The organism is Arthrobacter sp. fls2-241-R2A-200 (genome assembly GCF_030209745.1).
In the GTDB taxonomy this organism is placed as follows: Bacteria; Actinomycetota; Actinomycetes; order Actinomycetales; family Micrococcaceae; genus Arthrobacter.
Window position 1 is genome coordinate 168676 of record NZ_JARVRJ010000005.1, and the last position, 24991, is coordinate 193666.

Sequence of the window (24991 nt, forward strand, 5' to 3'; positions counted from 1 at the left end):
TCCTACTCCGGCTTACGGGCCCGGCTCGGTTGGACCCGCATTGGCTCTCCGGGCATCTTGGGGAATTCGGGCGGGAAAGGCATCTCGCCTTGGCCGTTAGCGACGTCGCGCTCCCACCACTGAAGCAACACGTCTATCTTGCCAGGGTGATCATGCATGGCTGCCCAAGGGTCTCCCACCGTCTTCAAGCGTTCAGGAACAGTCCTGATGGTGTATTTGGCCGGATCGGCGCTGCCTAGTTCCTCCCACGTTAGGGGGCAGGACACTTGGGCTTGGGGCACAGCCCGGGGACTATAGGCACCGGCGATGGTCCGGTCGCGGTTGGCTTGGTTGAAATCGACGAAGATTCGTGAGCCGCGCTCCTCTTTCCACCAGGCAGTGGTCACCTGCTCGGGCATTCTTCGCTCCAGCTCCCGTCCGGCCGCTATCACCGCGTGCCGCACATCCAGGAACTCGAAGACAGGATCGATGGGCGCATAGACGTGAAGCCCACGGTTGCCCGAAGTCTTGATGAACGCGGTCAGTCCGGCGTCGGCCAAGACTTTACGGAGTTCAAGGGCAGCCGGAATGGCGTCGGCAAAGTCTGTTCCCGGTTGGGGATCCAGATCTATCCGCAACTGGTCGGGGTTGTCCGAATTGTCCGCACGCGACGCCCACGGGTGGAAGACCACGGTATTCATTTGCGCCGCCCACACCGCTGCCGCTGGTTCGTCGATGACGAGTTGCGGGTGGGACCGGGCGCTGGGGTAGGTCACCGGCACCGAGCGCACGTACTCCGGCGCGCCCTTGGGCGGATTTTTGGAGAAGAACATCTCACCGTCGATGCTGCCTGAGTACCGCTGAAGGCTCACGGGCCGGTTCCCGTTGGCCGTGACGAAAGCCTCACCGACGTCGATCAGGTAATTCGCGAGGTCCAGCTTGGTCAGTCCTGCCTCGGGCCACATCACCCTGCTGGGGCTTGAAATCCGCACCTCCCGGGGACCGTGGGGACCTGGGACGGTGACAGTGGTTGCTTCGCTTGCCATGGCCACAAACTACCCCGCCAGACCCTGTTGCGTCTTGATCCCCGCCGCCAGTGCGTCGCATATTTGATTTGGCCTTACCGGCTTCCCTGTTATTCGCCGCTTCAGCGTCCCCGATTGCAGCATGATTGAGACATGCCGACCACGGAAACATCCTTGAAGATTGCCGTAGGCGAGAGAGCCGTCTCCGCCATCCACCTCCGCCCGGAGCAGCCTTTCGCCACCTTGGTGCTGGCACACGGCGCTGGCGCCGGGATGGATCACCCATTCCTTGACGGCTTCTCGCAAGCGGTCGCCGGTTTAGGGGTGGCGACGGTGCGATTCAACTTTCCCTACCGGGAGGCCGGGCGTCGCTTCCCGGATCGGCCCCCGGTTGCCGTCGCCGCGTGGCGGGCGGTGATGGAGCACGTTGCAGCGATAGTACCCGACCAGCCCCTGTGGGCCGGTGGGAAATCCTTTGGGGGCAGGATGGCCTCCATGGCCGTCGCGGAAGGCATGAATGCCAAGGGTTTGGTATACCTCGGCTACCCGTTGCATCCACCCGGCAAGCCGGAGAAGTTGCGGGATGAACACCTGTACGGGCTCACCGCGCCTATGCTTTTCCTCCAAGGCACCAGGGACACGTTCGCCACAACGGAGCTCCTTGAACGGGTGGTTGCCGCTATAGGCCCGACGGCGGCCCTCCAATGGGTTGAGGGCGGGGACCATTCCTTTGCCATCAAAGGCGTGAAGCGCACCGCCGCGGAGGCAGGCGCCTCGCTCGCGCCTGCAGTGGCCGCGTTCCTGCGGTAGGCGACCTGATGTGCCGGCTCTGGGCGCCAATGTCACTGCGTCAGGCGGAACATTTCCCACAGAAGCCAGGCACTCAGTGACACGGCTCCAACTATTACTGTCGTGAAACCCGTCAGCCATAGGAGCGAGGGCGCACCGGTGGTGCGGGCAAGGATGTACGCATCTGAGGACGCCAATTGGTGGCGACGCCGTGTGTGGACGCCGACGAGTTTGACGAGGTCGCGGACTCCCCCCACTGTCAGGGCAATTCCGAGCCCCAGAACTACATAATTGACGGCAGTGGGAGAGGCGAAAAGAACAAGGGCTTGGGCAATAGCTGCACTGCAGAGGGCCACGGCGATCCCCGTGATGTTCCGCAGGAAGATCAGTGAGACCAGGAGGAGCACCGCCCCTACGGACATGGCCGCGCCTGCCCGCCCCGCCGTGAATGACGCTATCAGCCCCAGACCCACGACAGCCGGTGCGGGGTAGCCCCAAAACCCGGACCAGGCCGCGCCGAAGGCACTGCGCCCACTGCTGACCAGGCGGCCGGAGTGGTCCAGTCCAATGCGGAGCCCGTGGACGTACCGCCCGGTCATGAGCGCGGCATAAGCATGGCCAAGCTCGTGGACGAACGTCACATAGAGCCCAAACCACCGCCACGTTGCAGCCGGAACGCTGAGAACGATTGCGGCCGCCACTATCCCCACCAACACAGGCATCGGAACCGCAGTGGTTTGTGATTCCGTGAAACCACGAACGACGGCGGCCCACCACGTAGTGGCGAAGCTCACCGGACCGTCGCTTTGAGTCGGCTGCGGAGGCCCGCCATCAGGATCTCCAGGCCGAAATCGAAAGCGGCTCCTCCACGGTCCTCAGGCGAAGCTCCTTGGGCCAAGGCGCCGGTCAGGGCGGGATATCCGTCCGCCGGAGGCGCCCATACGACGTCGGGCGCTGCGAGGTCAAGGGCGAAGCCGAGCGCGAAACTGTCCACGGTGGAGATCGCAGAAACCACGTCCCTGCCGTGAAATCCTGCCTGCTCCAGGACCTTCGCGAGGTCCTCGTACAGTGCCAGGACCTGGCTGTCCTGAACTGTTTGCAGGACCATCAACGGCGCCAAACGGGGATGCCTGGCGAACGCATCACGGTAGCTGCGTACGATCGAGCCCAACGCAGCCTCCCAGCCATCCGCGGCGTCGAGGTCGTACGGGCTTTCCGAAATGATCCGGCCCCGCATCAGTTCCAGGATTTCCTCGCGGCCACTGACATGGTTGTAGATCGAGGATTGGCTCACCCCGATCCGCTTGGCCAGCTTGGGCAGGCTGAAGTCCCCTGATTCATCCACCAACTCCAGGGCGGCGGTAACTAAGGCATCTACGGAAATCAACGGGACGCGGGGGCGTGCCATTTCGGTTCTCCTATCAACGGCGTAGTTACGACTCTAGCCAGAAGTCACCGGTGGGGCCTTGTGCAGTGCATCACAAAGCCTTACGATAAACGAAAGCCTTTCGCTTACGCTTGGCTTCCCTCCCCCTTCCTGACCCCGAGGACCACCATGTCAGATCTCGAAACCCGGCCGCCCACGGCCGAAGCGGCCACTGGGCTGAAACGGAATGCCATTGGAACAGGTGGCATTGCCTTCCTGGTGATTTCCGCAGCTGCACCGCTGACGGTGATGGCGGGCGTTGCCCCTGTCGCCATCGGCATCGGGGGCATTGGCGCCCCTATGGGCTACGTCATAGCCGGTGTGGTGCTTTTGATTTTCGCTATTTCCTTCATGGCCATCACCAAGCACGTCAAAGCGGCCGGTGGCTTCTATACCTACATCGCGTTGGCGATGGGGAAGACGGTGGGCTTGGCCTCTGCCATCGTTGCCATCGTCTCCTATAACTGCCTCCAGATCGGCGTCTACGGACTGTTCGCAGTCCAGACGCAGGCCATGCTCCATACTTTGTTTGGCTTGGACGTGCCGTGGCCGGTGGTGGCCTTGGTTGCCATCGCCGCAGTGTGGTTCCTTGGCTACCGTGGCATTGACGTCGGCGCCAAAGTCTTGGGCGTCTTGCTGGTCGCCGAGACAGCGATCCTGGCAGTCATGGGTGTGGGCATTCTCGCCAAAGGCGGCGCTTCCGGCATCAGTTTTGCCTCGTTCTCCCCTGAGCACGCCTTCACTCCCGGCGTCCTGGCCATCCTGGCCATCTGTTTCGCCGCGTTCATGGGATTTGAATCCACCGTCCTCTACCGTCGCGAAGCAAGGAATCCGGACCGGTCCGTTCCGCGCGCCACCTACATCGCCGTCGGTTTCATGTCGGTCTTCTACGCCTTCATCGTATGGACCGTGGTTCAGGCTTACGGTGACGGCGATGTGGTCGCCGCAGCTGGAGAGCTCTCCGACGGAATGTTCTTCGCCACCATCAACCACTATGTGGGTCCTTGGGCAGAGGTGGTGATGTATGTCCTGATCGTCACCAGCGTTTACGCTTCGCAGTTGGCCTTCCACAACGCCATCAACCGGTACGTGTACATGTTGGCCAAAGACGGTGTGCTGCCCGCCTTCTTGGCAAAGACCCACCCCAAGTACAAATCCCCGCACCGTGCCGGGCAGATCCAGACCATCCTGGCCGCCGTCGTCATCCTCATCTGCGCAGTAGTTGGCGCGGATCCGTACAAGCAGCTGCTCATCTGGGTCAATACGCCGGGCATCTTCGGCATCGTTGGCCTGCAGGGCCTGGTGTCGGTAGCAGCCTTCCTGTACCTGCGGCGCAATCCCGCGGCTGTCACCAACCGCCTCCTGATTCCGCTCAGCGTGGCCTCGGCGGTCCTGCTCTTCGGTGTGGCGGTCTTGATCGCCGTCAACATCGAACTCCTGACTTTCGCCGATGACGTCACCAACATCATCCTCTTGCTGGTTGCACCTGTCGTGTTCCTTGCCGGGTTGCTCATTGCCCGCAAACTGCGTACCACCCGACCAGCCATATACGCACGAATTGGAAGCTTTGAAACCCATGAATCCTGACCTCATCATTCTTGCCGGCACCGTTCACACGCTGGACGACGACAACGCCGGAGATCCGCAGGCTCCGGTGCAGGCTGTCGCGATAACCAACGGCGTTATCGCTGCGGTGGGGAGCCGCCATGAAGCCAACCAGTGGGCCGGTCCACGCTCCCGCGTTATTAACCTTGGGGATGCGACCCTCACGCCCGGGCTGGTGGATTGCCACATCCATCCGGTCTTCGGCCTTGACCTCACCATGGGTGCGGACCTGTCCGGTGCCACCACGCTGGAGGAGGTGCGGGCGCTGCTGCGCCAGGAACCAGCGGGCGACGGCGGCTGGATACGTGCGTGGGGCCTGAACCCGAACGCATTCGGCACAGTCCCTTTGCACCGGGACACCCTCGATGACATCACCGGTGATCGGCCGGCACTGATCCGCTTGTTCGATGCCCATTCGGCCTTGACCAACAGCAAGGCCTTGGAGATCGCCGGAATCCGGGGCCGCCATGAGTTCGGGCAGGCGGCGGAAGTGGTGTGCGACGCAGACGGGGTTCCTACAGGTTTCCTCCTGGAAGCCGCCGCAATGGAGCTTGTCAAGCGGCATATGCCGCAGGAATCCTTTGCCCGGCGGAAGGCACGGCTTGGGGCGCTGTTGCAGGACTTGGCACGCTCGGGCTTGACCAGTGTCCACGTCATGGACCACAGCGAGGAATCCGCAGCACTGTTCCGGGCCTTGGAAGCTGAAGCCGAGTTGCCCCTCCGGATTCGGAGTGCACCATGGTGCATGCCAGGCACGGGCGAAGCCGAATGGGAGGATTTGGCCCGTGCAACAGGCACGGGTGGACGACGTTGGTCCGTTGAAGCCATCAAGTTGTTCGTTGACGGAACCGTGGACAACGGAACCGCCTGGCTCTACGAGCCGGACCTCTACGGACAATCAACGGCGCCATTCTGGCCACGCCCGGAGGATTACCGCGCTGCAGTGCACTACTTTGCAACACGCGGCATTCCGACGGCGACCCACGCCATTGGCGACGCGGGCGTTGCCCACGTTCTGGCGGCATTGGAGACGCTACCGGCGGAGGCCCTACCAGCTGGTCAGCGCCGATCCGTGCACAGGATTGAACACATCGAGACTATTCCCGACGAATTCATCGCCCGGTTCAAAGAGCAAGGCATTGTTGCAAGCATGCAGCCAACACACTGCACGCACTACTCGCTGGCTGACCACAGCGACAACTGGTCCACGCGGCTGGGGCCCGAACGCGCCAACCGGGCCTGGCGTTGCCGGGATCTCAGGGAGGCGGGGGTTACCGTCGCCATGGGCTCGGACTGGCCTGTTGCACCGTTCGCGCCGCTTCCAATTATGGCCGACGCCCGGCTCCGGAGAAGGTCTGGGCATCCTGAACAGGAACCGATCGCTCCGCACCAAGCACTCACGGCACTCCAAGCGCTGGAAGGCTACACCTCACATGCAGCCAAGGCCGCGGGTTTATGGGAGGTGTCCGGCTCCATCACGGTGGGCAAACGGGCCGACTTGACCGCGTTCGAACTCGATCCCCTGACCACGGACCCGGATGAGCTTGCCGCCAGCGGAGTTCTAGGCACCTTCGTGGACGGGGAGGTCCAGTTCATGCTTGAGCGGCTGCAGTAGCTGCAGCCATGCCCACCGCTACATCCGTTTCTTGGTCCGGGCAGTAGGTGGAACCGACCACGGATCCTCGGGCCAGGGATGCTTGGGGTAACGCCCACGCATCTCGGCCCGGACCTGCGCGTACGGCCCTGACCAGAAGGATTCGAGATCGTCCGTGACAGCCAGGGGCCGTCCGGCCGGGGATAATAAATGGAACAGCACAGGAACCCGGCCGTCCACCAAGCGTGGCGTGCGGTCCCAGCCGAAGCATTCCTGCAGCTTGACCGCCAGGACCGGGCGTCCGTCGTCGTCCACGTCCGGATACTGGACCCGCACCAGGGAGCCGCTCGGCACCTCAAGCCGCTCGGGCGCCAACTCCCCAAGACGTGCCGCTTCAGGCCACGGAAGCAATCTCCCGAGCGGCTCGTGAAGATCCACGGCGCGGACAGGGCTCCCCGTGGCCATGGCCTCCATCTCGGGCGCCAGCCACAGGTCCAAGCAGGCAAGAAGTGCCGCGTCAGTGACATCGGGCCACGGCGTCCCGAGCACACGGTGCAGGAGTGCAAGGCGCCGACGCAAGGAGTCAGCTGCGCTTGACCAGCCGATCAGGGATAAACCCGCCCCCAGCAAGGCGTCCGCGACCGCCTTCCGTCCGGCTTCCGCGCTGGGGCGGACCGGAGTGGACGATAGTACGATAGCGCCCAGGCTGCGCTCCGCCCTTGCCGTCACGCGACCGTCCGCGAACGTCGCCCGCGTATTCTCGGTCATCAAAGCGGACGCCGCAGCCTCAGCCAACGCCGGAGACAACGGAGCGGCCGCCCTGATCACCGCACCCGTGCCGGCAGCTGCCCGGCCGTGGGCGCGCGACACCTCAGCAACGGCGAGCCATTCGTGGCCGGACAACGGACTTCCCATCGGCAATCCGGCACGCGTGCCCGATGACATGAGGTACGTCCCGGAGTCCTTCCCCGGGACGCGCTGGGCCACCCGGTCCGGAAAGGCCAGGGCGACGACGAATCCCAGCGCCTGCTGCGTACTGACGCTCACGTCGGGCAGGGAACCCGCGACGACGGCCGCCTCCCTGCGGGCAATTGATTCCAGCCGCTGGACATCCTCCCGAAATCGCCGCGAGGCCGGTTCGGAACCGGAATGCAGCGCGGCAAGTAATTGCGTTAAGTCCGCCGAAGGTGCCCGCATGTCACCTGCCACCAGGGCCACGGCTTCTGCGGCTGCCCGATGGCCGACGATCGCGGACCCGCCCAGCAATGCGCGCGCGAGACGGGGGTCGGCGGGAACGCGAGCCAAGACTTTGCCAAGGGAAGTGGCTCCTCCCTCCCCCGTCACCGCGCCCAGCTCGCGCAGCACTGTCATGGCTTCCTCCATGGCCGGGTGGGGCGCCGGGTCGGGGAGGTCCAGGCCACGCCCCTCCGGGGCACCCCAACATGCCAGCACCAGGGCGGCACCCGTCAGGTCGGCAACCGTGATTTCCGGTGTTGTATGCGCCGGTGCAGCTGCGAACGCCTGGGGATCGTAGCAACGAATGACCGTACCTGGTCCTTGTCGCGCAGCACGGCCGGCGCGTTGCTCGGCCGAAGCCCGGGAGCAGGACACAGTCACAAGGCCCGACATGCCGCGCCCACGGTCCCGGCGTGGCTCCCTGGACAGCCCGGAGTCGATAACCAACCGCACCCCGGGAACCGTGAGGGATGACTCCGCCAAAGCGGTGGAGACGATGATCCGTGGCGGGCCCCCGGGCTCCCTCCCGGACACGGCACGGTCCTGTGCTTCAGGGCCGATCTGGCCGTGTAACTCCAGAACCTCAACGGTCCCGGCCAGGCGGCCGCGCAGCCGGGACGCGACGTCGGACACCTCTCGAGCGCCAGGAAGGAAGACCAAAGCGTCGACGTCGGGCTGCATCGCGAGAACCTCTGCATGAGCGCTGGCGGCAGTATCGGCAACGTGGTGGAGGAAGGCAGCGGAAACCCCGCGCTCGTTTAGCCGGTGTTCCCTCGCGGGCGCCCACCGGACCTCCAAGGAGTGCAGGGCCGAACGGCAGTCAACAACAGGAGCCTGCCCCAACAGCGCCGCAAACCGCTGGGCTTCCAGGGTTGCCGACATGGCCACGAGGATGAGGTCTTCCCGCAATGCCCGGACTTCGCCGAGCATGCCGACGAGGAGATCAGAGTCCAGGCTGCGCTCATGGACCTCGTCCAGCACCACCGCATGGATGCCCTCCAGGCCCGGATCCGTGAGCAGGCGCTGGATCAGGATGCCGGGCGTCACGAACTCCACCAGGGTGTTGGTGCTGGTTTTGCTCTCAGCGCGGACCGTGTAACCCACCCGATCGCCCAGGCGAGTACCGTCCAGCGAGGCTAATCGCCGGGCCGCCGAGCGAACCGCAACGCGCCGGGGTTGGGTAACGACGACACGGGGCCGGCCGCTCTTGCCGGCCCACATGAGGTTTGTCAGCAGCGGGGGCACCAGCGTTGTCTTCCCGGTGCCGGGCGGAGCCTGGACCACCGCCGCACCGCCGTCGCCCTGTTCCGCCAGTGCGGCAGCGAGCCGGTCCAGGGACTCCGCGAAAGCCAATCCCGCGCTCATCTCGGCCAGTTGGAATGTCACCGGTCCATCCTCTCAAACAGCGACGCCCCTTCCACCACGTGGAAGGGGCGTCGCGAATGTTGATCTGGTGTGATGAGACGATCAGCCGATCGTCGCAGTGTCGATCACGAAGCGGTACCTGACGTCGGATGCCAGGACACGCTCATAGGCTTCATTGATCTTGCTGGCGGGGATGACCTCGATTTCGGCCCCGAGGCCATGCTCGGCACAGAAGTTCAACATCTCCTGCGTTTCGGGGATCCCCCCAATCATGGATCCTGCAAACCGGCGACGCCCGCCGATGAGGGCAAAGGCTTGGACGGGCAGCGGTTCAGCCGGCGCCCCGACATTGACAAGGGTGCCGTTGAGGGTCAGCAACTGAAGGTAGGCGCTGATGTCAATGGAGGCACTGACGGTGTTGACGATGAGATCGAAGGTGCCTGCAAGCTCCTCGAACGTAGCTGGATCGCTGGTGGCGTAGTAGTGGTCGGCGCCCAGCTTGAGGCCGTCTTCCATCTTCTTGAGTGACTGCGAAAGGACAGTCACCTCGGCACCCATGGCGTGGGCGATCTTGACGCCCATATGGCCCAGGCCGCCAAGGCCCACGATGGCGACCTTCTTGCCCGGACCCGCACCCCAGTGATGCAGCGGGGAGAAGGTGGTGATGCCCGCGCAGAGCAGGGGCGCTGCGACGTCGAGCTCCAGCGCATCCGGGATGGAGACGACGAAGTCCTCATTCACCACGACATCGGTGGAATATCCGCCTTGGGTAATGGTGCCGTCCCGGTCAACCGCACCGTAGGTGCCCACGTTGCCGTTCAAGCAGTATTGCTCCTCGCCGGCAAGGCAGTTCTTGCACTCCTTGCACGAGTTGACCATGCAGCCGACGCCGACGCGATCGCCGACTTTGTGCTTGGTGACCTCCGAGCCAATCTCGGTCACGATGCCCGCTATCTCGTGTCCAGGCACCAGCGGGTACTGCTGGGGACCCCAGTCACCGCGAACGGTGTGGATGTCCGAGTGGCAAATACCGGCAAACTTGATGTCGATGTGGACATCGTGGGATCCTACGTCCCGGCGCTCGATGGTGGTCAGCGTCAGGTCGCCCGTGGCCGAGGGTGAAGCGTAAGCGGAAGCGGTAGACATGTTTCTCCTACGTATCTGGCGTAAGTGGACGTTTCCATCTAACACTCATTCCCTGAGTGTAGGCAGGTACTGGCAGGACACGTACTGTTAGGGCCCCCTTCGATGCGTTGGCTCCTGCCCGGTACATTCATCACCTACATCTCATCACCGGGCGTCAAAAGCCTCGAGCAATCGCTTCACGGACCCGCCCAAATTCCATTCCGACGCTAGCCTCTCAAGCTCACTCCGAGCTTCCCCCGTGACGGGAACGAGCTCGGCGCGGACCTCTTCAAGAGAGGGAACCGGCAGGTCCCGCACCACATTCACGACGACGGGCGCCACCTTGAGGTACTCGGACCCGGCCGCCAATTTCGCGCGAACAGGTGCTGACACCCCACCGTCAGGGTCCTGGGCAGCTTCGAGCAAGCCATCCAGGGATCCGTAGCGTCCAAGCAAGGACGCCGCCGTTTTCTCACCGATCCCGGCGACTCCGGGCAGGCCATCGGACGCATCCCCGCGCAGCGTTGCGAAGTCAGCGTATTGCTGCGGCAAAACGCGGTATTTGCCCACCACCACCACGTCCGTGACCACTTCAAGGTTCTTCATGCCGCGTGCAGTGTAGATGATCCTGACGTTGCGTTCGTCGTCCACCAGCTGGAAGAGATCCCGGTCACCGGTGACAACGTCTGTGGGCATGGTGGCGTGGGTGGCATAGGTTCCTGCGACGTCGTCGGCTTCGTGCCCGTCCACTCCCACCACGGCAATACCTGCCAGCTGAAGGACTTTTCGGATCAGAGGAATCTGCGCCTCAAGGGGATCCGGTACCACTTCACGGTCCGGGCCATGGTCAACGACCTCGGCCACGCGATGGGATTTGTAGCTCGGGATCAGGTCCACGCGCCATTGGGGCCGCCAGTCGTTGTCCCAGCACGCCACCAGATGGGTGGCGCCGTAGTCGGTGGTGAGGCGGGCAATCATGTCCAGGAGTCCGCGTACGGCGTTGACCGGCGTCCCGTCGGAGCGGCGAATGGTGTCGGGGACGCCGTAGAAGGCGCGGAAGTACAGGGAGGCGGTGTCCAAGAGCATCAGGCGGGCCATACCTGATCCTGACATGGAAGTTACCGCTGGCGGATACAGCGCGCAGGAACTGGACACCGGCAAAAGAATTTGCCCATCTTTGTGACCGAGGTTACCATTGAACGAGCAATAATCGAACACTGAGTTCAATTATCGAACAGCCTAAGGCCGCTCGACACACAAAGAAGTGAGGAAAGCCCGTGCAGTTCCACCATCACGGTTACGTTTCAGGTGACCCGCGCGTTGAGCCGGCGGCCGGCGTCGGAATCAATCGCCCCGCTGAGCTACCCGACCAAGTGGACGTCCTGATAGTTGGCACTGGTCCGGCGGGCATGTTGACCGCGGCGCAGTTGTCCCAATTTCCGGACGTCACCACCCGCATCATCGAGCGCCGCCCTGGGCGGTTGGCCATCGGACAGGCAGATGGCATCCAAGCCCGGAGCATGGAGACATTCCAAGCGTTCGGCTTCGCGGAGCGCATCATTGCCGAGGCCTACCGGATCACGGAGATGGCCTTTTGGAAGCCGGACCCTGCCGACCATTCACGGATCGTCCGTGCTGCCCGGGCAGTGGATGACCCGGCCGGCATCAGCGAGTTTCCGCACCTGATTGTTAACCAGGCGCGGGTTCTGGATTACTTCGCTGAGGTCATGGCCAACTCCCCCACACGGATGACCCCGGACTATGGATACGAATTCCACAGCCTTGAGGCAACCGGCAAGGGTGACTACCCCGTCACGGTGACCTTGGGACACACGTCGGGTCCCAATGAGGGGACCGAGCGCATCATCAAGGCCAAGTATGTGGTGGGTGCCGATGGAGCGCGCAGCAAGGTTCGCAGCGCCATCGGCTGCACGCTGGCCGGAGACCAAGCAAACCACGCGTGGGGAGTCATGGACGTCCTGGCAACCACCGATTTCCCCGACATCCGATTGAAGTGCGCCATCCAGTCCGGTGCTGGCGGAAGCATCCTCCTGATTCCCCGCGAAGGCGGTCACCTGTTCCGCATGTACGTGGACTTGGGCGAGGTCAATCCCAACGACAACGGTGCGGTACGCAAGACCACCATCGAGCACATTATCGAAAAAGCCAACGACATCATCCACCCGTACACCTTGGAGGTCCGCAACGTTGCGTGGCACAGCGTGTATGAGGTCGGCCACCGCCTCACGGACAGGTTCGACGACGTACTGCCGGAGGAACGCGGGCACCGTACACCACGGGTGTTCATCACCGGCGACGCCTGCCACACTCACAGCGCGAAGGCCGGCCAAGGCATGAACGTCTCCATGCAGGACGGGTTCAACATCGGCTGGAAGCTCGGGCACGTGCTGGAGGGCCGCAGCCCCGAGAGCTTGCTGGACACCTACTCGGCAGAGCGGCAGGTGGTTGCCAAGAACCTCATCGACTTCGACAAGCAGTGGTCAAGCCTCATGGCGAAAAAACCTGAAGAGTTCGAAGATCCCACGGAGTTGGAGAACTTCTACACCCGCACCGCAGAGTTCCCCGCCGGGTTCATGACGCAGTATGCCCCCTCGATGCTTATTGCCGAGCCCAAGTACCAGGAACTCGCGGCAGGATTCCCGTTGGGCAAGCGATTCAAGTCAGCACCTGTGCTGCGTGTCTGCGACACCAACCCCCTGCAGCTCGGCCACCATGCCAAGGCCGATGGGCGCTGGCGCATCTACGTGTTCGCTGACGCGGCCCCTGCCGGAGCCCCCGGACCGGTTGCAGACTTCGCCGAGTGGATCGCGAACTCGCCGGACTCGCCGGTGGTTGGAACGCCGTCGGACCTGGACAGCGATGCGTGGTTCGATGTGAAGGTGATTTACCAGCAGGACCACACGGCTGTTGACATCAACGCCGTCCCTGCCGCCTTCAAGCCCACCGTCGGACCGTTCAAGCTCACCTACTTGGAAAAGGTTTTCGGCACCGACCCCACCAACGACATTTTCGACCAGCGCGGCCTGAGCCGTGACGGCGTAGTGGTGGTAGTGCGGCCGGACCAGTACGTCGCGAACATCCTGCCGCTGAACGCAACCGCAGAATTGGGCGAGTTTTTCGCCGCCGTGCATTCCGGACAGAAGGAACCGGCGCGAATGGCTCCGTAGGCGTACAGTGTCACGGGCGCCCGGAGGCGTGCGCCACACAAAAAGGTGTCCACGGCCGGGCTTCCAGGCGACCCTCGGGAATAGCAGCGCCGCATACGCTGCACACTCCGTAGGTCCCTTGGGAGATCCGGCCCAACGCCGCCTCGATCTGCGCCAGGCTGGCCCGGCTTTGTTTCAGGAGTGCGGTCGCTTGGGACAGCTCGAAAGCGATGGTGCTCCCTTCAGGATCGTGTTCGTCGTCCACGTTGGAGTCTTGACGGGCTGCGTTGACCGAGGTTATGTCCCGGATGCTGCGGGTATGGCTACGTTCCAGCCAGTCAGCGGGATCAAACGGCAGCGCCGCGAGTTCCTCGCGGCGGGTCGGCGAGATTTCCTCCACCGAGTCATAGAAGGCGGGAAACGCTATGCGGCCTTTCTCGTCGTGCAGCTCCGTTAGCATCCTGCTGATCTCAAGCGCTGGATTGGGAGCCGGTCCGGACACTGCACCACTATGGATATCGGTGAGTGGACCGAGGACTTCCAAGTGCACAGGGACCATGCCGCGAACGGTGGTGCAGAGGGCAGGGTGTTCGGCCTTCCAGAGCAAGGTGTCGCTGAAGATCACGGCATCGGCACCAAGCTCTGCCCGGTGTTCGTCGAGGATGGCTGACAACCCCGGCGATCCAGCCTCTTCCTCGCCCTCAACAAGCCACTTAAGGTTCACGGCCGGCGTCGTCCGACCCGTGGCGGCAAGGTGCGCCGCGAGGCCCCAGATGTGCGCCAGCACTTGGCCCTTTGCATCAGAACTGCCTCGGCCATACAGGCGCCCGTCCCGGAGCACCGGCTCAAAGGGAGCCGTTTGGTCCCAGTTTTCGTCTTTGACGGCGCGAACGTCGTGATGGCTGTAGATCAGGATCGTCGGCGCGCCTGGGGCTGCCTTCCATTCGGCAAAGACGGCAGGGCCTTGGACACCCTCCCAGATCTCGGTCGATGGAAAGCCTGCGTCGCGAAGCTCACCCGCGAGCCAGTTCGCGGACCGGGTGAGGTGCCTCTGGCGCTCGGGGACGCCCGCCACCGACGGGATCCGGATCCATTCGGCGAGCTTGTCAAGGTACTGCGGTGTGGTGTGGTCCAAGTAGTTCCGGACGGCGTCGTCGTGGTTCATGGCCTGCCCCTAGTTCGCTTCTGCCAGTTCCGATTCGGCGAGATGAAGGCGCCGATCGCGGCCGTGGGCCCGCTCCCGGGTTCCCGTCCCGTGGGTTCGGACGACGGCGTCCCGGACCACAGCGCCCATGTCACCGCTGCTTGGGAGTGCGTCCCGCTGACGTTGCGACCCGGTGCCCACCGTCATGATGTCCGCCATCGCCGCGAGGACAGCGGCCTCGTCTCCGCTGCGGACAAGCATCGGCCGGACGTGGGCCAGGAGAACCTCTAATGCCTCGGACGCCGGGCAGGGAGTGTTGAGCAGTGGGTGCAACAGATCTCCTTCCATGCCGGACTCACTGGCCTTCCAGCTTGCCAGCCGGAGTTGTTCGCAGGATATCCGGGCCGGGCGCACACCAGCCCTCCACTGGCTGGATGCTGTTTCCACCAAGGCCCGCACCAGCGCAGCGATGGCCGCCGCGTGCGTAGCCTCCATGCAGACGTCGGCGATGCGTATCTCCACCGTGGGGTGGTTCCGCGAGAGCCGGGCATCGAAGTACACCATGCCTTCATCAACAAGCACCCCTGATGCCAAAAGCGAGTCGACGTAACGCCGGTACTCGGGCTCGGATCCGAACCTTTCGCAAGGTCCCGCCGTCGGCCATCGACTCCATGCTTGGTAGCGGTAGCTTGAATACCCGCTGTCAGAACCTTGCCAGTACGGAGAGTTGGCGCTGAGCGCCAAGAGCAACGGTAACCACACCCGGATCCGATCCAGGACAGCTACGCCTTCCTCCCCCGAAGTGACGCCAACGTGGACATGGAAGCCGCACGTCAATTGTTCACGGAGCGTGATCCCGAACCGGGACGCCATATCGACATATCGGGGACGCTCAACCAGGGTCGGCGTGCCCGCAACGGGGCTGGTGGCCAAGGCCACTGCGCGCGCTCCAACTCTACGGGCAGCGGTGTCAGCAAGGTGGCGCCCTCGCCGGATAACGTCCACCAATTCGTCCAACGTGGAGCATACAGGGCTGACAGCCTCGATCTGCTCTTGCTTGACTTCCAATGTAAGCGTGGGACCCGCGCTGCCTTGCCGTGCGGTTCGCCGGGTCCGCGTCATCATCAGGGCCTGCTCGGCCTTGGGTACCGGTTTTCCAGTGAGGGGCTCGACGAGGAGGAACTCCTCCTCAATGCCGAAGGTTCTGAGGCCACCCCGGGCGGGCTGCGGGTCTCGGGATGAGATGGGAGAAGTTTTCATAGCTACCCCTAGCGGTGGCGGCAAGCGCGACGCGGCGCTTGCCATACGAACAAAAAGACCCTCCTGCACGAGTCACCAATGGGTACCTTCAAAAGTAATCAGGGTACTTATTATTCAAGATACCTGCATTAGTCCGCCACCGGAAGAGCAAGCCCCGCGAGGAAGAGGCTCTCGGCCACGATTGCCTTGGCAAAGTCGCCTATGTGGATGGACTCATTGGCGCCGTGTGCCCGGGAATCCGGATCCTCGACGCCGGTGACCAGTACCTCAGCATCCGGAAAACGCTCCTTGAGCATGCTCACCGCGGGTATCGACCCACCCACGCCCATCCGGACCGCATCAACGCCCCACGCCTCATACATCGCGCCGGCCATCGACCGCGCTGCCAGGGAGGCACCGTCCCCCGCGTAACCCTCCGTGCGGCCACCCGGGGTAACCCGAACCTCCGCGCCGAATGGCGCGTAGCGCTGGAGATGGCGCACGACGGCGTCCATTGCCTCCGCTGTGTCGGTCGCCGGAGCGAGGCTCAGGCTGAACTTGGCAGCCGCCGTCGGCTGCAAGGTGTCCGAAGACACCGCCACCGATGGAGCGTCGATACCGATGATGGCCAGGGCAGGCTTGGTCCATAACCGTGATGTCAGGCTGCCCGACCCCGTGAGGCGGACACTCGGCCGGACCCCCGAGTCCCTCCGGAACTCGGCCTCGGAAAGAGCAGGGCCCGGCTCTTCCATGCCAGGCAGCCCGGCAATGGCGACATTGCCGTCGTCGTCGTGCAGGGTGGCAATCAGCCGCGACAGAACCGTAATGGCATCAACCAACGGTCCGCCGTAGGTGCCGGCGTGCAGTGCGTGATCAAGAACCCGGACCTCAATGGTGCCGAGGATAAGACCCCGGAGGCTGGTTGTGAGGGCCGGAGTTCCAACCTTCCATTGGCCGGAGTCGGCGATGATCATCACGTCAGGCTTCAGCGGTTGGTCGTGTGGCAGCGATAGCTCGTGGTCCAGGAGCTCCGGCAAGCTGGGCGAGCCGGCTTCCTCTTCACCATCAATGAGCACGATGAGGCCGAGTCCCGAATCAGGACCAAGCTCGTGCAGAACTGCGCGAACAGCCGCCACGTGCAGCATGATGCCGCCTTTGTTGTCGGCAACCCCGCGGCCGAACAACCTGCCGTCCCGGGCGACGCTGTCGAAGGGTGGGCTTAACCAGTCTGCCAGGCGGCCCGGGGGCTGGACGTCGTAGTGGGCATAGAGGAGGACGGTCGTCTGCCCCGGAGCTGGTTGCCTCCGCGCCATGACCGCGGGCGCTCCGTGCGAGCCGTCAGGGCGGTCCGCGCGTAGGATCCGCACGTCGTCGAAACCCGTTCCCCGGAAGAGCCCGGCAACCGCTTCCGCCGCCCGGTCCAGCTCCGCAGGATCGAACGCGGCCCAGGCCATGGCCGGGATGCGGGCCAAGGCGGACAACTCAGTCAGAACCGCAGGAAGGCCAGAGTCTACGTACCGGCGAATCCGGCCCGCCGTTGCCTCTTCCACCGCCGGTTAACCTACCCCGTGTCGCTGCAACCACATCTCCAGAACTGCCAATTGCCACAGCACGTTGCTGTTTCCGCGGGTCCGACGCCGATTTGGCTCTGCCAGAAGGCCCTGGATGTAGTCGGGCCGGAATAGTCTCCGCTGCTTGGCCTCGGGTGCATGGAGGGCGTCCTCCACCATGGAAAGGAACGGTTCTTCAAGGTGCTGGAGCGCGGGGACGGGGAAGTATCCCTTGGGTCGGTCCACCACTTCGTTAGGAAGTAGCTTCCGGCCCAGGTCCTTCAGGATGGCCTTCCCACCTTGGGCCGCCTTGAGATGGGGCGGGCAGGCCGCTGCCAGTTGCACCAGGTCTTGGTCCAAGAAAGGAACCCGGGCTTCCAGCCCCCATGCCATGGACATGTTGTCCAGTCGCTTGACCGGGTCATCCACCATCAGGAGGTGGGTGTCCAGGCGCAGGATTGCATCCAGGGCCGTGTCCGCTCCGGGTTCGGCCATGTTGGAGGCCAACACGTCCTCGCTGACATCCCGCTCGCAGTACCACTCCGGTTCCAGGCAATCCACGATCTGGGCGTGGCTACGGTCCACGAAGGCCGATCTAAAGGACGCCAAGGCGTGGTCCCGGCCAACGTCGGCAGCGGGCTGATGATAGGCGTATCCGGCAAAGACTTCATCCGCTCCTTGGCCGCATTGCACTACTTTCACGTGGTCAGCGACTGCCCTTGAAAGCAGATGGAAAGCCGTCACATCATGGCTCGCCATGGGTTCGGACATCGCGGCTACGGCTGCATCCACTGCCGGAGCGAAGTCCGCGGTGCTGATGTGGAGTTGCTCGTGGCGGGTCCCAAACGTCCGTGCAACCACATCCGAGTACTGAAACTCGTCCCCTTCGGCCCCGCCGACGTCGTCGAAACCGATGCTGAAGGTGGACAAGCCGTGTTGACCTTCCTCGGCCAATAGCGCCACCAACAGGCTGGAGTCCAACCCGCCCGAAAGGAGGACGCCAACGGGAACGTCGGCCACCGTCCTGCGTTTCACGGCCACGCGCAGGGAGTCGTGAATGGCGTCCTGCCAGTCGGCGTCCGTCCACTTCGCGAACCGGTCCTGCCGGGAATACTCGGGCTGCCAGTACCGGCGGTCCGTTGAGCTTCCGTCCCGCCTGATGACGCGAATGGTTGCCGCCGGCAGTTTTTTCACTCCTCGAAGAATCGTCCTCGGAGCCGGGATGATCGAATGCCAGCTGAGGTAGTGATGCAGCGCCACCTCATCAATACCCGTATCGATGCCACCACCCTGAATCAATGCGGGGAGGCTCGAGGCAAACCGGACACGGTCTGAAGTGCTTGAGTCCGGGGTGCTTGAAACATATAGCGGCTTGATGCCCAGGCGGTCACGCACCAGCACTACCTTGCCTTGCCTGCCGTCCACGACTGCGATGGCAAACATCCCGACGAGGTGATGGACGAAGTCTTCGCCCCATTTTTGGTACGCCCTGAGGATGGCCTCCGTATCGCTGGTGGAGTGGAACGTGTACTCCGCTTCCAGCTGCGTACGGAGCTCTTTGTAGTTGTAAATACAGCCGTTGAACGTTAGGGCGAGGTCATGTTCTTCGTCCAGCATCGGTTGAGCCCCGGCATCTGAAAGATCGATGATGCTCAGGCGACGGTGACCTAACGCCGCCCACCCTCCGTCCCAGGTTCCCGAACCATCCGGCCCTCGGTCCACCATTGCGGCAACCATGGCAGTCACCGCTGAGCTGTCTGCGCTTTTCCCCCTGAACGCAATTTCACCTGCTATTCCACACATTGCGCTTCACCTTGCCGGTTATTCGGGTTTCTTCTCTTCCTTGCGGACCACCCGTACGGTCTCCAAGGATGGATCAGCGGGGTCGGGCAGGACCATGCCCGCCTTGACTCCGCTCCTGAGGTAATCGATTGCGGCTTTATTGATCAGTTCACCTGGTAGCAAAAGGGGAATTCCCGGCGGGTACGGAGTTGCCATTTCGGCCGCTATCCGTCCGGGGGCTTCATCCGCGGGCACCACTTCCACGGGTCCGAAAAAGGCGTCCCGGGGCAACATAACTGTTTCCAGGTATAGTTCGCTTTCGTCTGGGATCAGGACCTTGGGACGTCGCGGAAGTGAAGGCGCGGCCTCGATGAGCTTTCCCAGCCCCTCCATCAACCAGCCTGCCGTCTCGGCGTCGTCGGACACTGAGATCACTGCCTCGATGCGTCGGTGATCGGTGGTAGCCACGTCCAGTAGGCAGTTCTCCCGCAACCATTCGGTGGCCTGGAAGCCGGAGATCCCCAACTCGGATACGTCGATCATGATGTGCAGGATGTCAAGGTCATGGGATGCCTCTTTCCGCACCAATTCATCTTCGAGCACGTGCAGGCCAGGCAGGGCTTCGATGTCACGCCGCAGGCGTTTGGCCAGGGTGAGCGCGTCCTGGATCATGGCCCTCCCGGACTGGACCATCTGGCGCCTCCAGCCGTCGATGGCCGCGGACAGCATCACGTTGGCGCTGGTGGTTGTGAGAACGTCCGCGCACTGTTGCAGCCGAACGGGATCCACCAGGTCACCCTGAAGATGGAAGACTGAACCCTGCTCGAAGCCCAAACCCATCTTGTGGACGCTGACAACGCAGATGTCCGCTCCCGCTGACATGGCCCACGTGGGGGTGTCCTCGTTGAAGGGGAGGTGGGCACCCCACGCCTCATCCACGATCAAGGGTTTGCCACGGTCATGGCAGATCCGGACGATGGCCTCAAGGTCCGCGCACGTCCCGTACGGTGTTGGACTCACGATCAGCGCCGCGGACGCATCCGGATAGCGGTTCCACATCTCCTCAACCGTCCGGGGCGACGGCGGATGGGCCAGTTTCAGGTCGTTGTACCACTGGGGCTTGAGCCACCGCGGCTGGAGGCCGGACAAGACCAGGCCCGAAGTGACCGACTTGTGCGCGTCCCGGCCAATCAACAGCTCGCCGTCACCGCGCGTCACGGCGAGGATGGCCGCCTTGACGGCTAACGAACTTCCACACGTGGAAAAGAAGGCCTGCCGCGCTCCCACGGCGTCCGCCATGAGCGCTTCTGCGTCCGATAAATGGCCGTTTGAATTGGAACGGTCATCAAGCCCGGAACTCGCTACTACGTCTGAGCGGAAGCTTTGCTCGCCCAGCACTTCCAAGACCCGGGGGTCCACGCCGCGTCCTTGCCGATGGGCCGGCGGCGTATATCCGTACCGACCCAACTTCTGGTGCTCCGCCAGCGCGTCAAGCACCGGCGTTCTGTCCTGGTCCATGCATCCTCCTGCCGCCCCCCACATAGTAAGCATGCTTATTATGTGGGGGCAAGGCTCAGCTGCAGGAAATGCTGCGTCCGCCAAACGCTGGCTGCACGGACGGCAACGACGTACGCGCAGCACCGCAGTCCTGGCCAGACTGTGCAACGCTGGTCAGATGGACCTGGAGATTTCCCCGACGCTGACAATTCCGGCGTCGGAGCTCATGTGGCGCTTTTCGCGATCCTCCGGCCCTGGAGGGCAGCACGTCAACACGTCGGACAGCCGCGTGGAGCTCCTCTGGAACGTCGCGGATTCGGCAGCGTTGACGGACTACCAACGGCAAGTCCTGCTCCAGCGCCTCCGCTCACGGCTTATCGGCGGCACGATTGCCGTTACATCATCAGAGCAACGATCGCAGTTACGCAATCGTGAGAGCGCCCTGGATAAGCTGGCCCAACTCATTGCTGCAGGACTTGCACCTGAGTCAGTGCGGCGCGCCTCCAAACCCACTCGCGGCTCGGCGCGCCGACACCGTGCAGCCAAGGAGCAACGCTCCGCCACGAAACAGCAACGACGACGCCCTGCCGCCGAGTGACGTGGTCACGATAAAAGACTCGCCGCCGCGGAAAATCGCCGGATTGGGCGGAAACTAGTCTCCGTGCGGGAAGGCAACGCCCTCGCCCACCACGCGAAGGCACAGTTCGGTGCCGGGACGGGTGATGGAAGCATTCCAATGCCGGATAGTGATGATCTCCCCGCCGCCTGGGTACCGGTGGCTGGAGCCAGGTTCCGCTGTGGCTGCGGCGTTCTCGCCAAGTTTGATCCGGACCGTTGTTTCGGGGCCGAAATAGTCTGTATCCACTACCACGCCCCTGATGGGTCCATCGGGTGCGATGCGGATCTGTTCCGGGCGGAGCATGAGCTGGACTTTCCCTTGGGCCGGGGGCCTGCGAACGGGAATGCCGCCCAACGAGCACGTGGCCAGTGAGCCTTCCATCCAGGCTTCCAAAATCACGGCATCGCCGAGGAATTCGGCGGTGGCCCGGTCTGCCGGGCGCGTGTAGACCACGAAAGGGTTGCCGATCTGGGCGAGCTTACCGCCTCGCATGATCGCAACCTGATCGGCAAACGACAAGGCTTCCGCCTGGTCATGGGTCACCAAGATGGTGGTCACGCCTGCCGCGTTCAACACCTTGGCCACAGCCCTGCGCGTAGCCACCCGTAGGCCGGCATCGAGGGCGGAAAACGGCTCGTCCAGGAGCATCAGTTCAGGTTCGCGGGCCAGCGCCCGCGCCAGTGCCACGCGTTGCTGTTGCCCGCCGGATAGTTGATGAGGGCGCCGCTTGGCCATGGCACCGTCCAAGGACACCATCTCGAGCAACTCCTCGACGCGGGCAGCGACAGCCCGCCGTCCGCCGTCGAGCTTGGCCGGGCTCAAGCCGAAAGCCACGTTCTGCCCCACAGTGAGATGCGGGAAAAGTGCTCCGTCCTGGGCGACGTACCCCACGTGCCTCTTATGGGCAGGAACCCAGATACCGTCTCCCGCAACAGGCGAGCCGCCGAGGCTGATGGAACCCGTCCCGGGGTGTTCAAAACCGGCTATGAGCCTCAACAAGGTGGTCTTCCCAGAGCCGGAAGGACCCACTATTGCTGTGGTTCCTCCCCTGGCCACGGACAGGTTAACACCCTTCAACACGGCTTGGGACCCGAAGTCCTTGGTGACCTCGGAGATGTCCAAGTGAGCGTTGGTAGTGGGGGCCACCGACGGCGAAACACGGGGGGTCGGAAGCCGGGAGGGGGTTTGTTCGGTCACTGTCCGGCCACTTTCTTGGACTGTTGGAAGAGCAGGTAGGTCATGGGGGCTGAAAGGAGGATCATCAGCAGGGCGTAAGGGGCAGCACCTGTGTAGTCGATCTCGCTGCTTTTGCTCCAGAACTGGGTGGCAAGCGTGCGCGTACCGTTTGGCGAAAGGAGCAAGGTGGCGGTCAGTTCGTTGACGATGGCGAGGAACACCAGTGCCGCGCCCCCTGCTGCCGCCGGTGCCGTGAGTCGTAACGTGACCCGGAAAAACGAGACGAGCGGGGGCCTGCCAAGGGATTGCGCGGCCTCATCAAGCTCCTTGGGCGCCTGGGCCAGTCCGGAACGGATATTCACCAGGGCCCGCGGCAAGAACAGCAGCACGTAAGCGGCGATCAAAACACCTGCGGTCTGGTACAAACCGGGAACCACCCGGATACTGACGGTGACAAATGCCAGCCCGACGACGATGCCCGGCAGTGAGCTGGTCACATAGTTGGACAACTCGAGCATCTTGCTGAACCAGCTCGGGTGCCGCACAGCCAAATAGGCCATGGGGAATGCCACCACGGTGGTGACGGCAGCGCCGAATGCGCCATACAGCAGGGTCTGTAGCAAGGCCGGAAGGAATTCCTCTGCCGCCCACACATCGGGTCCTCCCATGATGACCCAGCGCACAACGAAGAAGACCGGGAGGCCGAACGCCAGAGCCGTCAGGGCCAGCAGTCCAAGCTGCGCCGGGATCTGGTAGCCCCTCAAGGACAAGCGCAACGCCTTTGCTTGGGCGCCGGAGCCGATACGCGCGTACCGGGCATTACCGCGGCTCTTCACCTCGCCAAGGAGCAATAGCAAACAAAGCAGTACAAGGACGCTGGCCAACATGTTGCCGGCGGCACCGTTGAACGTGGACTGGAACTGAACCATGATCGCCGTCGTGAAGGTATCAAAGCGGATCATGGCGAACGCGCCGTACTCCGCCAGGAGGTGCAGGCCCACCAGCAGGGCTCCACCGGACATGGCGATGCGCAGCTGTGGGAGGACCACCTTGAAGAAGACCGCCCAGGGACCCAAGCCCAAGGACGCCGCTGACTGTTCGATGGCCGGGTCGAGGCGGCCAAGTGTGGCCGCGGCGGGAATGTAGACCAGCGGGAAGTACGACAGCGTGGCGATGAGCACGCCGGACCACAGCCCTTCCAGGGAAGGAACGGCGGAGACCCATGCATAGCTGTTAACGAACGCGGGTATTGCCAGTGGAGCGGCCAGCGCCACCGCCCACCATCGATGACCCTTCAAATGTGTCCGCTCCACCAACCACGCGCCGCCCACACCAAGCACCAGGCAAAGCGGCACGGTCACAACGGTTAGGAGCACCGTATTGGCCAAGAGTTCGCCCACCCGCGGCCGGACAATGAGTCCGACGGCGGTGTCCCAACCCGTGGCGACGGTCATGTAAACCACGTAGCCAAGGGGAAGGAGGGAGAAGAGGGCAATCAGGACTGCCAACAGGGAGATGGTGGAAACACCGAGCGGCAGGCGAGGGCGGGTGCCCTTGCCTGCCGTGGTGCTTGCCGGGCCCGTACGGCCGGCAACGACGTGCTTGGTGGTCACTGAACTACAGCAGTCCTGCCTTGGTCATAAGGTCCGTGACCTTGGTGGAATCCAGTTTCGCAGGGTCAACGACGGGTGCCTGAAGGTCCTTGATCGGAACCAGTTTGGCGTTGGAATCCACCTGCGAAGCGATCGCATACTCGAAGGATGTTCCCGTCCTGAGGATGTCCTGGCCCTTCTTACCGGTGATGAATTTCAGGAAAGCCTGGGCTGCGGTGGCGTTCTTGGCGGACTTCAGCACCCCACCACCGGACAGGGACAGGAAGGCTCCCGGATCCTGGTTCTTGAAGAAGTATGGCGTGACCTTGTTGGAGTTCTCTCCGGTCTGGGCCTGGTCGCCGTAGTAGTAATAGTGGTAGATCAGGGCGGAGTCCACCTCGCCCGCATTTACGGCCTTCATGGCCGTGCTGTTGCCCTTGTAGATTTTGGCGTTGTCCTTCATTCCCTTGAGCCAGGCCTGTGTGGCGTCCTGGCCCTTCAGCTGGAGCAAAGCGGCGACGATTGCCTGGAAGTCAGCTCCCGACGGGGATGCGGCCCAGCGACCCTTCCACTCCGGGTTGGCGAGGTCCAGCATGGACTTTGGCAACTTGTCGGCACTGATCTTGTTCTTGTCGTACACCAAAACCGTGGATCGGGCTGCGATGCCGGTCCATTTGCCGGTGGACGGCCGGAACTCAGCAGGAACCTGGTCCAAGGTGCTCTTGTCGACGTCTGCGAAGAGGCCCGCATTTTCCACCTGCGCCATTGCAGGAGAGTTTTCCGTCAGGAAGACATCGGCCGGGGAAGCTGCGCCTTCCTGGACAATCTGGTTGGACATCTCGGTGTCAGAGCCTTGGCGGACAGTGACTTTGACGCCGGTCTCTTTGGTGAACTCGTCAACCCATTCTTTGGCCAGCGTGTCGTGCTGGGCGTTGTACACGGTAATCGCACCGGAGACGGACCCTGCCGAGCCTGAGGCAGCGGGCGTGGAGGCCGAGCCACAGGCAGCGAGGCCAAGCGCGGTGGTGGCGACGACGGCGATGCCTGCCAACGCGTTTTTGCGGATCTTCATTCGGGGCTA

Annotated in this window: 19 protein-coding genes and 1 pseudogene; 5 read left to right on the forward strand and 15 right to left on the reverse strand. The window is 63.4% G+C overall.

Annotated features, from left to right (window positions below; all coding sequences use genetic code 11):
* Positions 1-2 precede the first annotated feature (2 nt).
* Positions 3-1025: a non-homologous end-joining DNA ligase gene (gene ligD, locus QRN42_RS06330; protein ID WP_284978414.1), complete on the reverse strand. Its 1023-nt coding sequence runs from the start codon at positions 1023-1025 to the stop codon at positions 3-5.
* 132 nt (positions 1026-1157) lie between these two features.
* Here ligD and QRN42_RS06335 point away from each other — a divergent pair, with 132 nt between their 5' ends.
* Complete coding sequence (locus tag QRN42_RS06335; RefSeq protein ID WP_284978415.1) at positions 1158-1814, forward strand: alpha/beta hydrolase family protein; 657 nt, start codon at positions 1158-1160, stop codon at positions 1812-1814.
* A gap of 32 nt (positions 1815-1846) precedes the next feature.
* Here QRN42_RS06335 and QRN42_RS06340 read toward each other — a convergent pair whose 3' ends face one another.
* Positions 1847-2587, reverse strand: a complete 741-nt coding sequence (locus QRN42_RS06340) for a M50 family metallopeptidase (RefSeq protein ID WP_284978416.1) — start codon at positions 2585-2587, stop codon at positions 1847-1849.
* Positions 2584-3201: a TetR/AcrR family transcriptional regulator C-terminal domain-containing protein gene (locus QRN42_RS06345; RefSeq protein WP_284978417.1), complete on the reverse strand. Its 618-nt coding sequence runs from the start codon at positions 3199-3201 to the stop codon at positions 2584-2586. The genes QRN42_RS06340 and QRN42_RS06345 overlap by 4 nt, the downstream gene beginning before the upstream one ends.
* Before the next feature lie 147 nt (positions 3202-3348).
* On the opposite strand from QRN42_RS06345, the gene QRN42_RS06350 reads away from it, so the two are divergent.
* On the forward strand, positions 3349-4806 hold the full coding sequence (locus QRN42_RS06350) for an APC family permease (RefSeq protein WP_284978418.1): 1458 nt from the start codon (positions 3349-3351) through the stop codon (positions 4804-4806).
* The gene (locus QRN42_RS06355) at positions 4796-6439 is read left to right on the forward strand and encodes an amidohydrolase (RefSeq protein ID WP_284978419.1); all 1644 of its coding nucleotides are present in this window, start codon (positions 4796-4798) and stop codon (positions 6437-6439) included. The genes QRN42_RS06350 and QRN42_RS06355 overlap by 11 nt, the downstream gene beginning before the upstream one ends.
* Before the next feature lie 18 nt (positions 6440-6457).
* Here QRN42_RS06355 and hrpB read toward each other — a convergent pair whose 3' ends face one another.
* The 3 genes from hrpB to QRN42_RS06370 all read right to left on the reverse strand — a co-directional run bounded on the left by hrpB (position 6458) and on the right by QRN42_RS06370 (position 11257).
* Complete coding sequence (gene hrpB / locus QRN42_RS06360; protein ID WP_284978522.1) at positions 6458-9019, reverse strand: ATP-dependent helicase HrpB; 2562 nt, start codon at positions 9017-9019, stop codon at positions 6458-6460.
* 102 nt (positions 9020-9121) lie between these two features.
* The gene (locus QRN42_RS06365) at positions 9122-10165 is read right to left on the reverse strand and encodes an NAD(P)-dependent alcohol dehydrogenase (RefSeq protein WP_284978420.1); all 1044 of its coding nucleotides are present in this window, start codon (positions 10163-10165) and stop codon (positions 9122-9124) included.
* 144 nt (positions 10166-10309) lie between these two features.
* A complete protein-coding gene (locus QRN42_RS06370) occupies positions 10310-11257 on the reverse strand; it encodes a 5'-3' exonuclease (RefSeq protein ID WP_284978421.1) in 948 nt (315 codons plus the stop codon).
* A 164-nt stretch (positions 11258-11421) separates the two neighbouring features.
* Between QRN42_RS06370 and QRN42_RS06375 the strand changes: the two genes are divergently transcribed.
* A complete protein-coding gene (locus QRN42_RS06375) occupies positions 11422-13332 on the forward strand; it encodes an FAD-binding monooxygenase (protein ID WP_284978422.1) in 1911 nt (636 codons plus the stop codon).
* A gap of 10 nt (positions 13333-13342) precedes the next feature.
* On the opposite strand, the gene QRN42_RS17995 is transcribed toward QRN42_RS06375, so the two are convergent.
* From QRN42_RS17995 to QRN42_RS06400, 6 genes and pseudogenes are all read right to left on the reverse strand, one after another.
* Entirely contained in the window at positions 13343-13669 is a 327-nt protein-coding gene (locus tag QRN42_RS17995) for a TraR/DksA family transcriptional regulator (RefSeq protein ID WP_350224865.1), read from the reverse strand.
* Positions 13658-14476: pseudogene (locus QRN42_RS06380) on the reverse strand (M20/M25/M40 family metallo-hydrolase); the annotation flags it as partial. The gene QRN42_RS17995 and the pseudogene QRN42_RS06380, both read right to left, overlap by 12 nt.
* Positions 14477-14485: 9 nt before the next feature.
* On the reverse strand, positions 14486-15715 hold the full coding sequence (locus tag QRN42_RS06385; RefSeq protein ID WP_284978424.1) for a glutamate--cysteine ligase: 1230 nt from the start codon (positions 15713-15715) through the stop codon (positions 14486-14488).
* Positions 15716-15843: 128 nt separating this feature from the next.
* A complete protein-coding gene (locus QRN42_RS06390) occupies positions 15844-17244 on the reverse strand; it encodes a M20/M25/M40 family metallo-hydrolase (RefSeq protein WP_284978425.1) in 1401 nt (466 codons plus the stop codon).
* Between the two features lie 6 nt (positions 17245-17250).
* Positions 17251-19047 (reverse strand): N-acetylglutaminylglutamine amidotransferase, encoded by a 1797-nt coding sequence (locus QRN42_RS06395; protein WP_284978426.1) that lies wholly within the window; start codon positions 19045-19047, stop codon positions 17251-17253.
* A gap of 18 nt (positions 19048-19065) precedes the next feature.
* On the reverse strand, positions 19066-20544 hold the full coding sequence (locus QRN42_RS06400) for an aminotransferase class I/II-fold pyridoxal phosphate-dependent enzyme (RefSeq protein ID WP_284978427.1): 1479 nt from the start codon (positions 20542-20544) through the stop codon (positions 19066-19068).
* Between the two features lie 157 nt (positions 20545-20701).
* On the opposite strand from QRN42_RS06400, the gene arfB reads away from it, so the two are divergent.
* A complete protein-coding gene (gene arfB, locus QRN42_RS06405; RefSeq protein WP_284978428.1) occupies positions 20702-21121 on the forward strand; it encodes an alternative ribosome rescue aminoacyl-tRNA hydrolase ArfB in 420 nt (139 codons plus the stop codon).
* 54 nt (positions 21122-21175) lie between these two features.
* Here arfB and QRN42_RS06410 read toward each other — a convergent pair whose 3' ends face one another.
* The 3 genes from QRN42_RS06410 to QRN42_RS06420 all read right to left on the reverse strand — a co-directional run bounded on the left by QRN42_RS06410 (position 21176) and on the right by QRN42_RS06420 (position 24982).
* Complete coding sequence (locus QRN42_RS06410) at positions 21176-22339, reverse strand: ABC transporter ATP-binding protein (RefSeq protein WP_284978429.1); 1164 nt, start codon at positions 22337-22339, stop codon at positions 21176-21178.
* Positions 22336-23835, reverse strand: a complete 1500-nt coding sequence (locus QRN42_RS06415) for an ABC transporter permease (RefSeq protein WP_284978523.1) — start codon at positions 23833-23835, stop codon at positions 22336-22338. Before QRN42_RS06415 ends, QRN42_RS06410 begins: the two co-directional genes overlap by 4 nt.
* Before the next feature lie 100 nt (positions 23836-23935).
* Positions 23936-24982, reverse strand: a complete 1047-nt coding sequence (locus QRN42_RS06420) for an iron ABC transporter substrate-binding protein (protein WP_284978430.1) — start codon at positions 24980-24982, stop codon at positions 23936-23938.
* Positions 24983-24991: the final 9 nt, after the last annotated feature.

What these genes read in the sequence shown, in the direction of transcription:
- QRN42_RS06385 (WP_284978424.1), bottom strand. Translation starts at nt 15,715, where the DNA reads ATGAAAACTTCTCCCATCTCATCCCGAGACCCGCAGCCCGCCCGGGGT.
- QRN42_RS06420 (WP_284978430.1), bottom strand. Translation starts at nt 24,982, where the DNA reads ATGAAGATCCGCAAAAACGCGTTGGCAGGCATCGCCGTCGTCGCCACC.
- QRN42_RS06350 (WP_284978418.1), top strand. Translation starts at nt 3,349, where the DNA reads ATGTCAGATCTCGAAACCCGGCCGCCCACGGCCGAAGCGGCCACTGGG.
- QRN42_RS06345 (WP_284978417.1), bottom strand. Translation starts at nt 3,201, where the DNA reads ATGGCACGCCCCCGCGTCCCGTTGATTTCCGTAGATGCCTTAGTTACC.
- QRN42_RS06335 (WP_284978415.1), top strand. Translation starts at nt 1,158, where the DNA reads ATGCCGACCACGGAAACATCCTTGAAGATTGCCGTAGGCGAGAGAGCC.
- QRN42_RS06400 (WP_284978427.1), bottom strand. Translation starts at nt 20,544, where the DNA reads ATGGACCAGGACAGAACGCCGGTGCTTGACGCGCTGGCGGAGCACCAG.
- arfB (WP_284978428.1), top strand. Translation starts at nt 20,702, where the DNA reads ATGGACCTGGAGATTTCCCCGACGCTGACAATTCCGGCGTCGGAGCTC.
- ligD (WP_284978414.1), bottom strand. Translation starts at nt 1,025, where the DNA reads ATGGCAAGCGAAGCAACCACTGTCACCGTCCCAGGTCCCCACGGTCCC.
- QRN42_RS06395 (WP_284978426.1), bottom strand. Translation starts at nt 19,047, where the DNA reads ATGTGTGGAATAGCAGGTGAAATTGCGTTCAGGGGGAAAAGCGCAGAC.
- QRN42_RS06355 (WP_284978419.1), top strand. Translation starts at nt 4,796, where the DNA reads ATGAATCCTGACCTCATCATTCTTGCCGGCACCGTTCACACGCTGGAC.
- hrpB (WP_284978522.1), bottom strand. Translation starts at nt 9,019, where the DNA reads ATGAGCGCGGGATTGGCTTTCGCGGAGTCCCTGGACCGGCTCGCTGCC.
- QRN42_RS06370 (WP_284978421.1), bottom strand. Translation starts at nt 11,257, where the DNA reads ATGTCAGGATCAGGTATGGCCCGCCTGATGCTCTTGGACACCGCCTCC.
- QRN42_RS06365 (WP_284978420.1), bottom strand. Translation starts at nt 10,165, where the DNA reads ATGTCTACCGCTTCCGCTTACGCTTCACCCTCGGCCACGGGCGACCTG.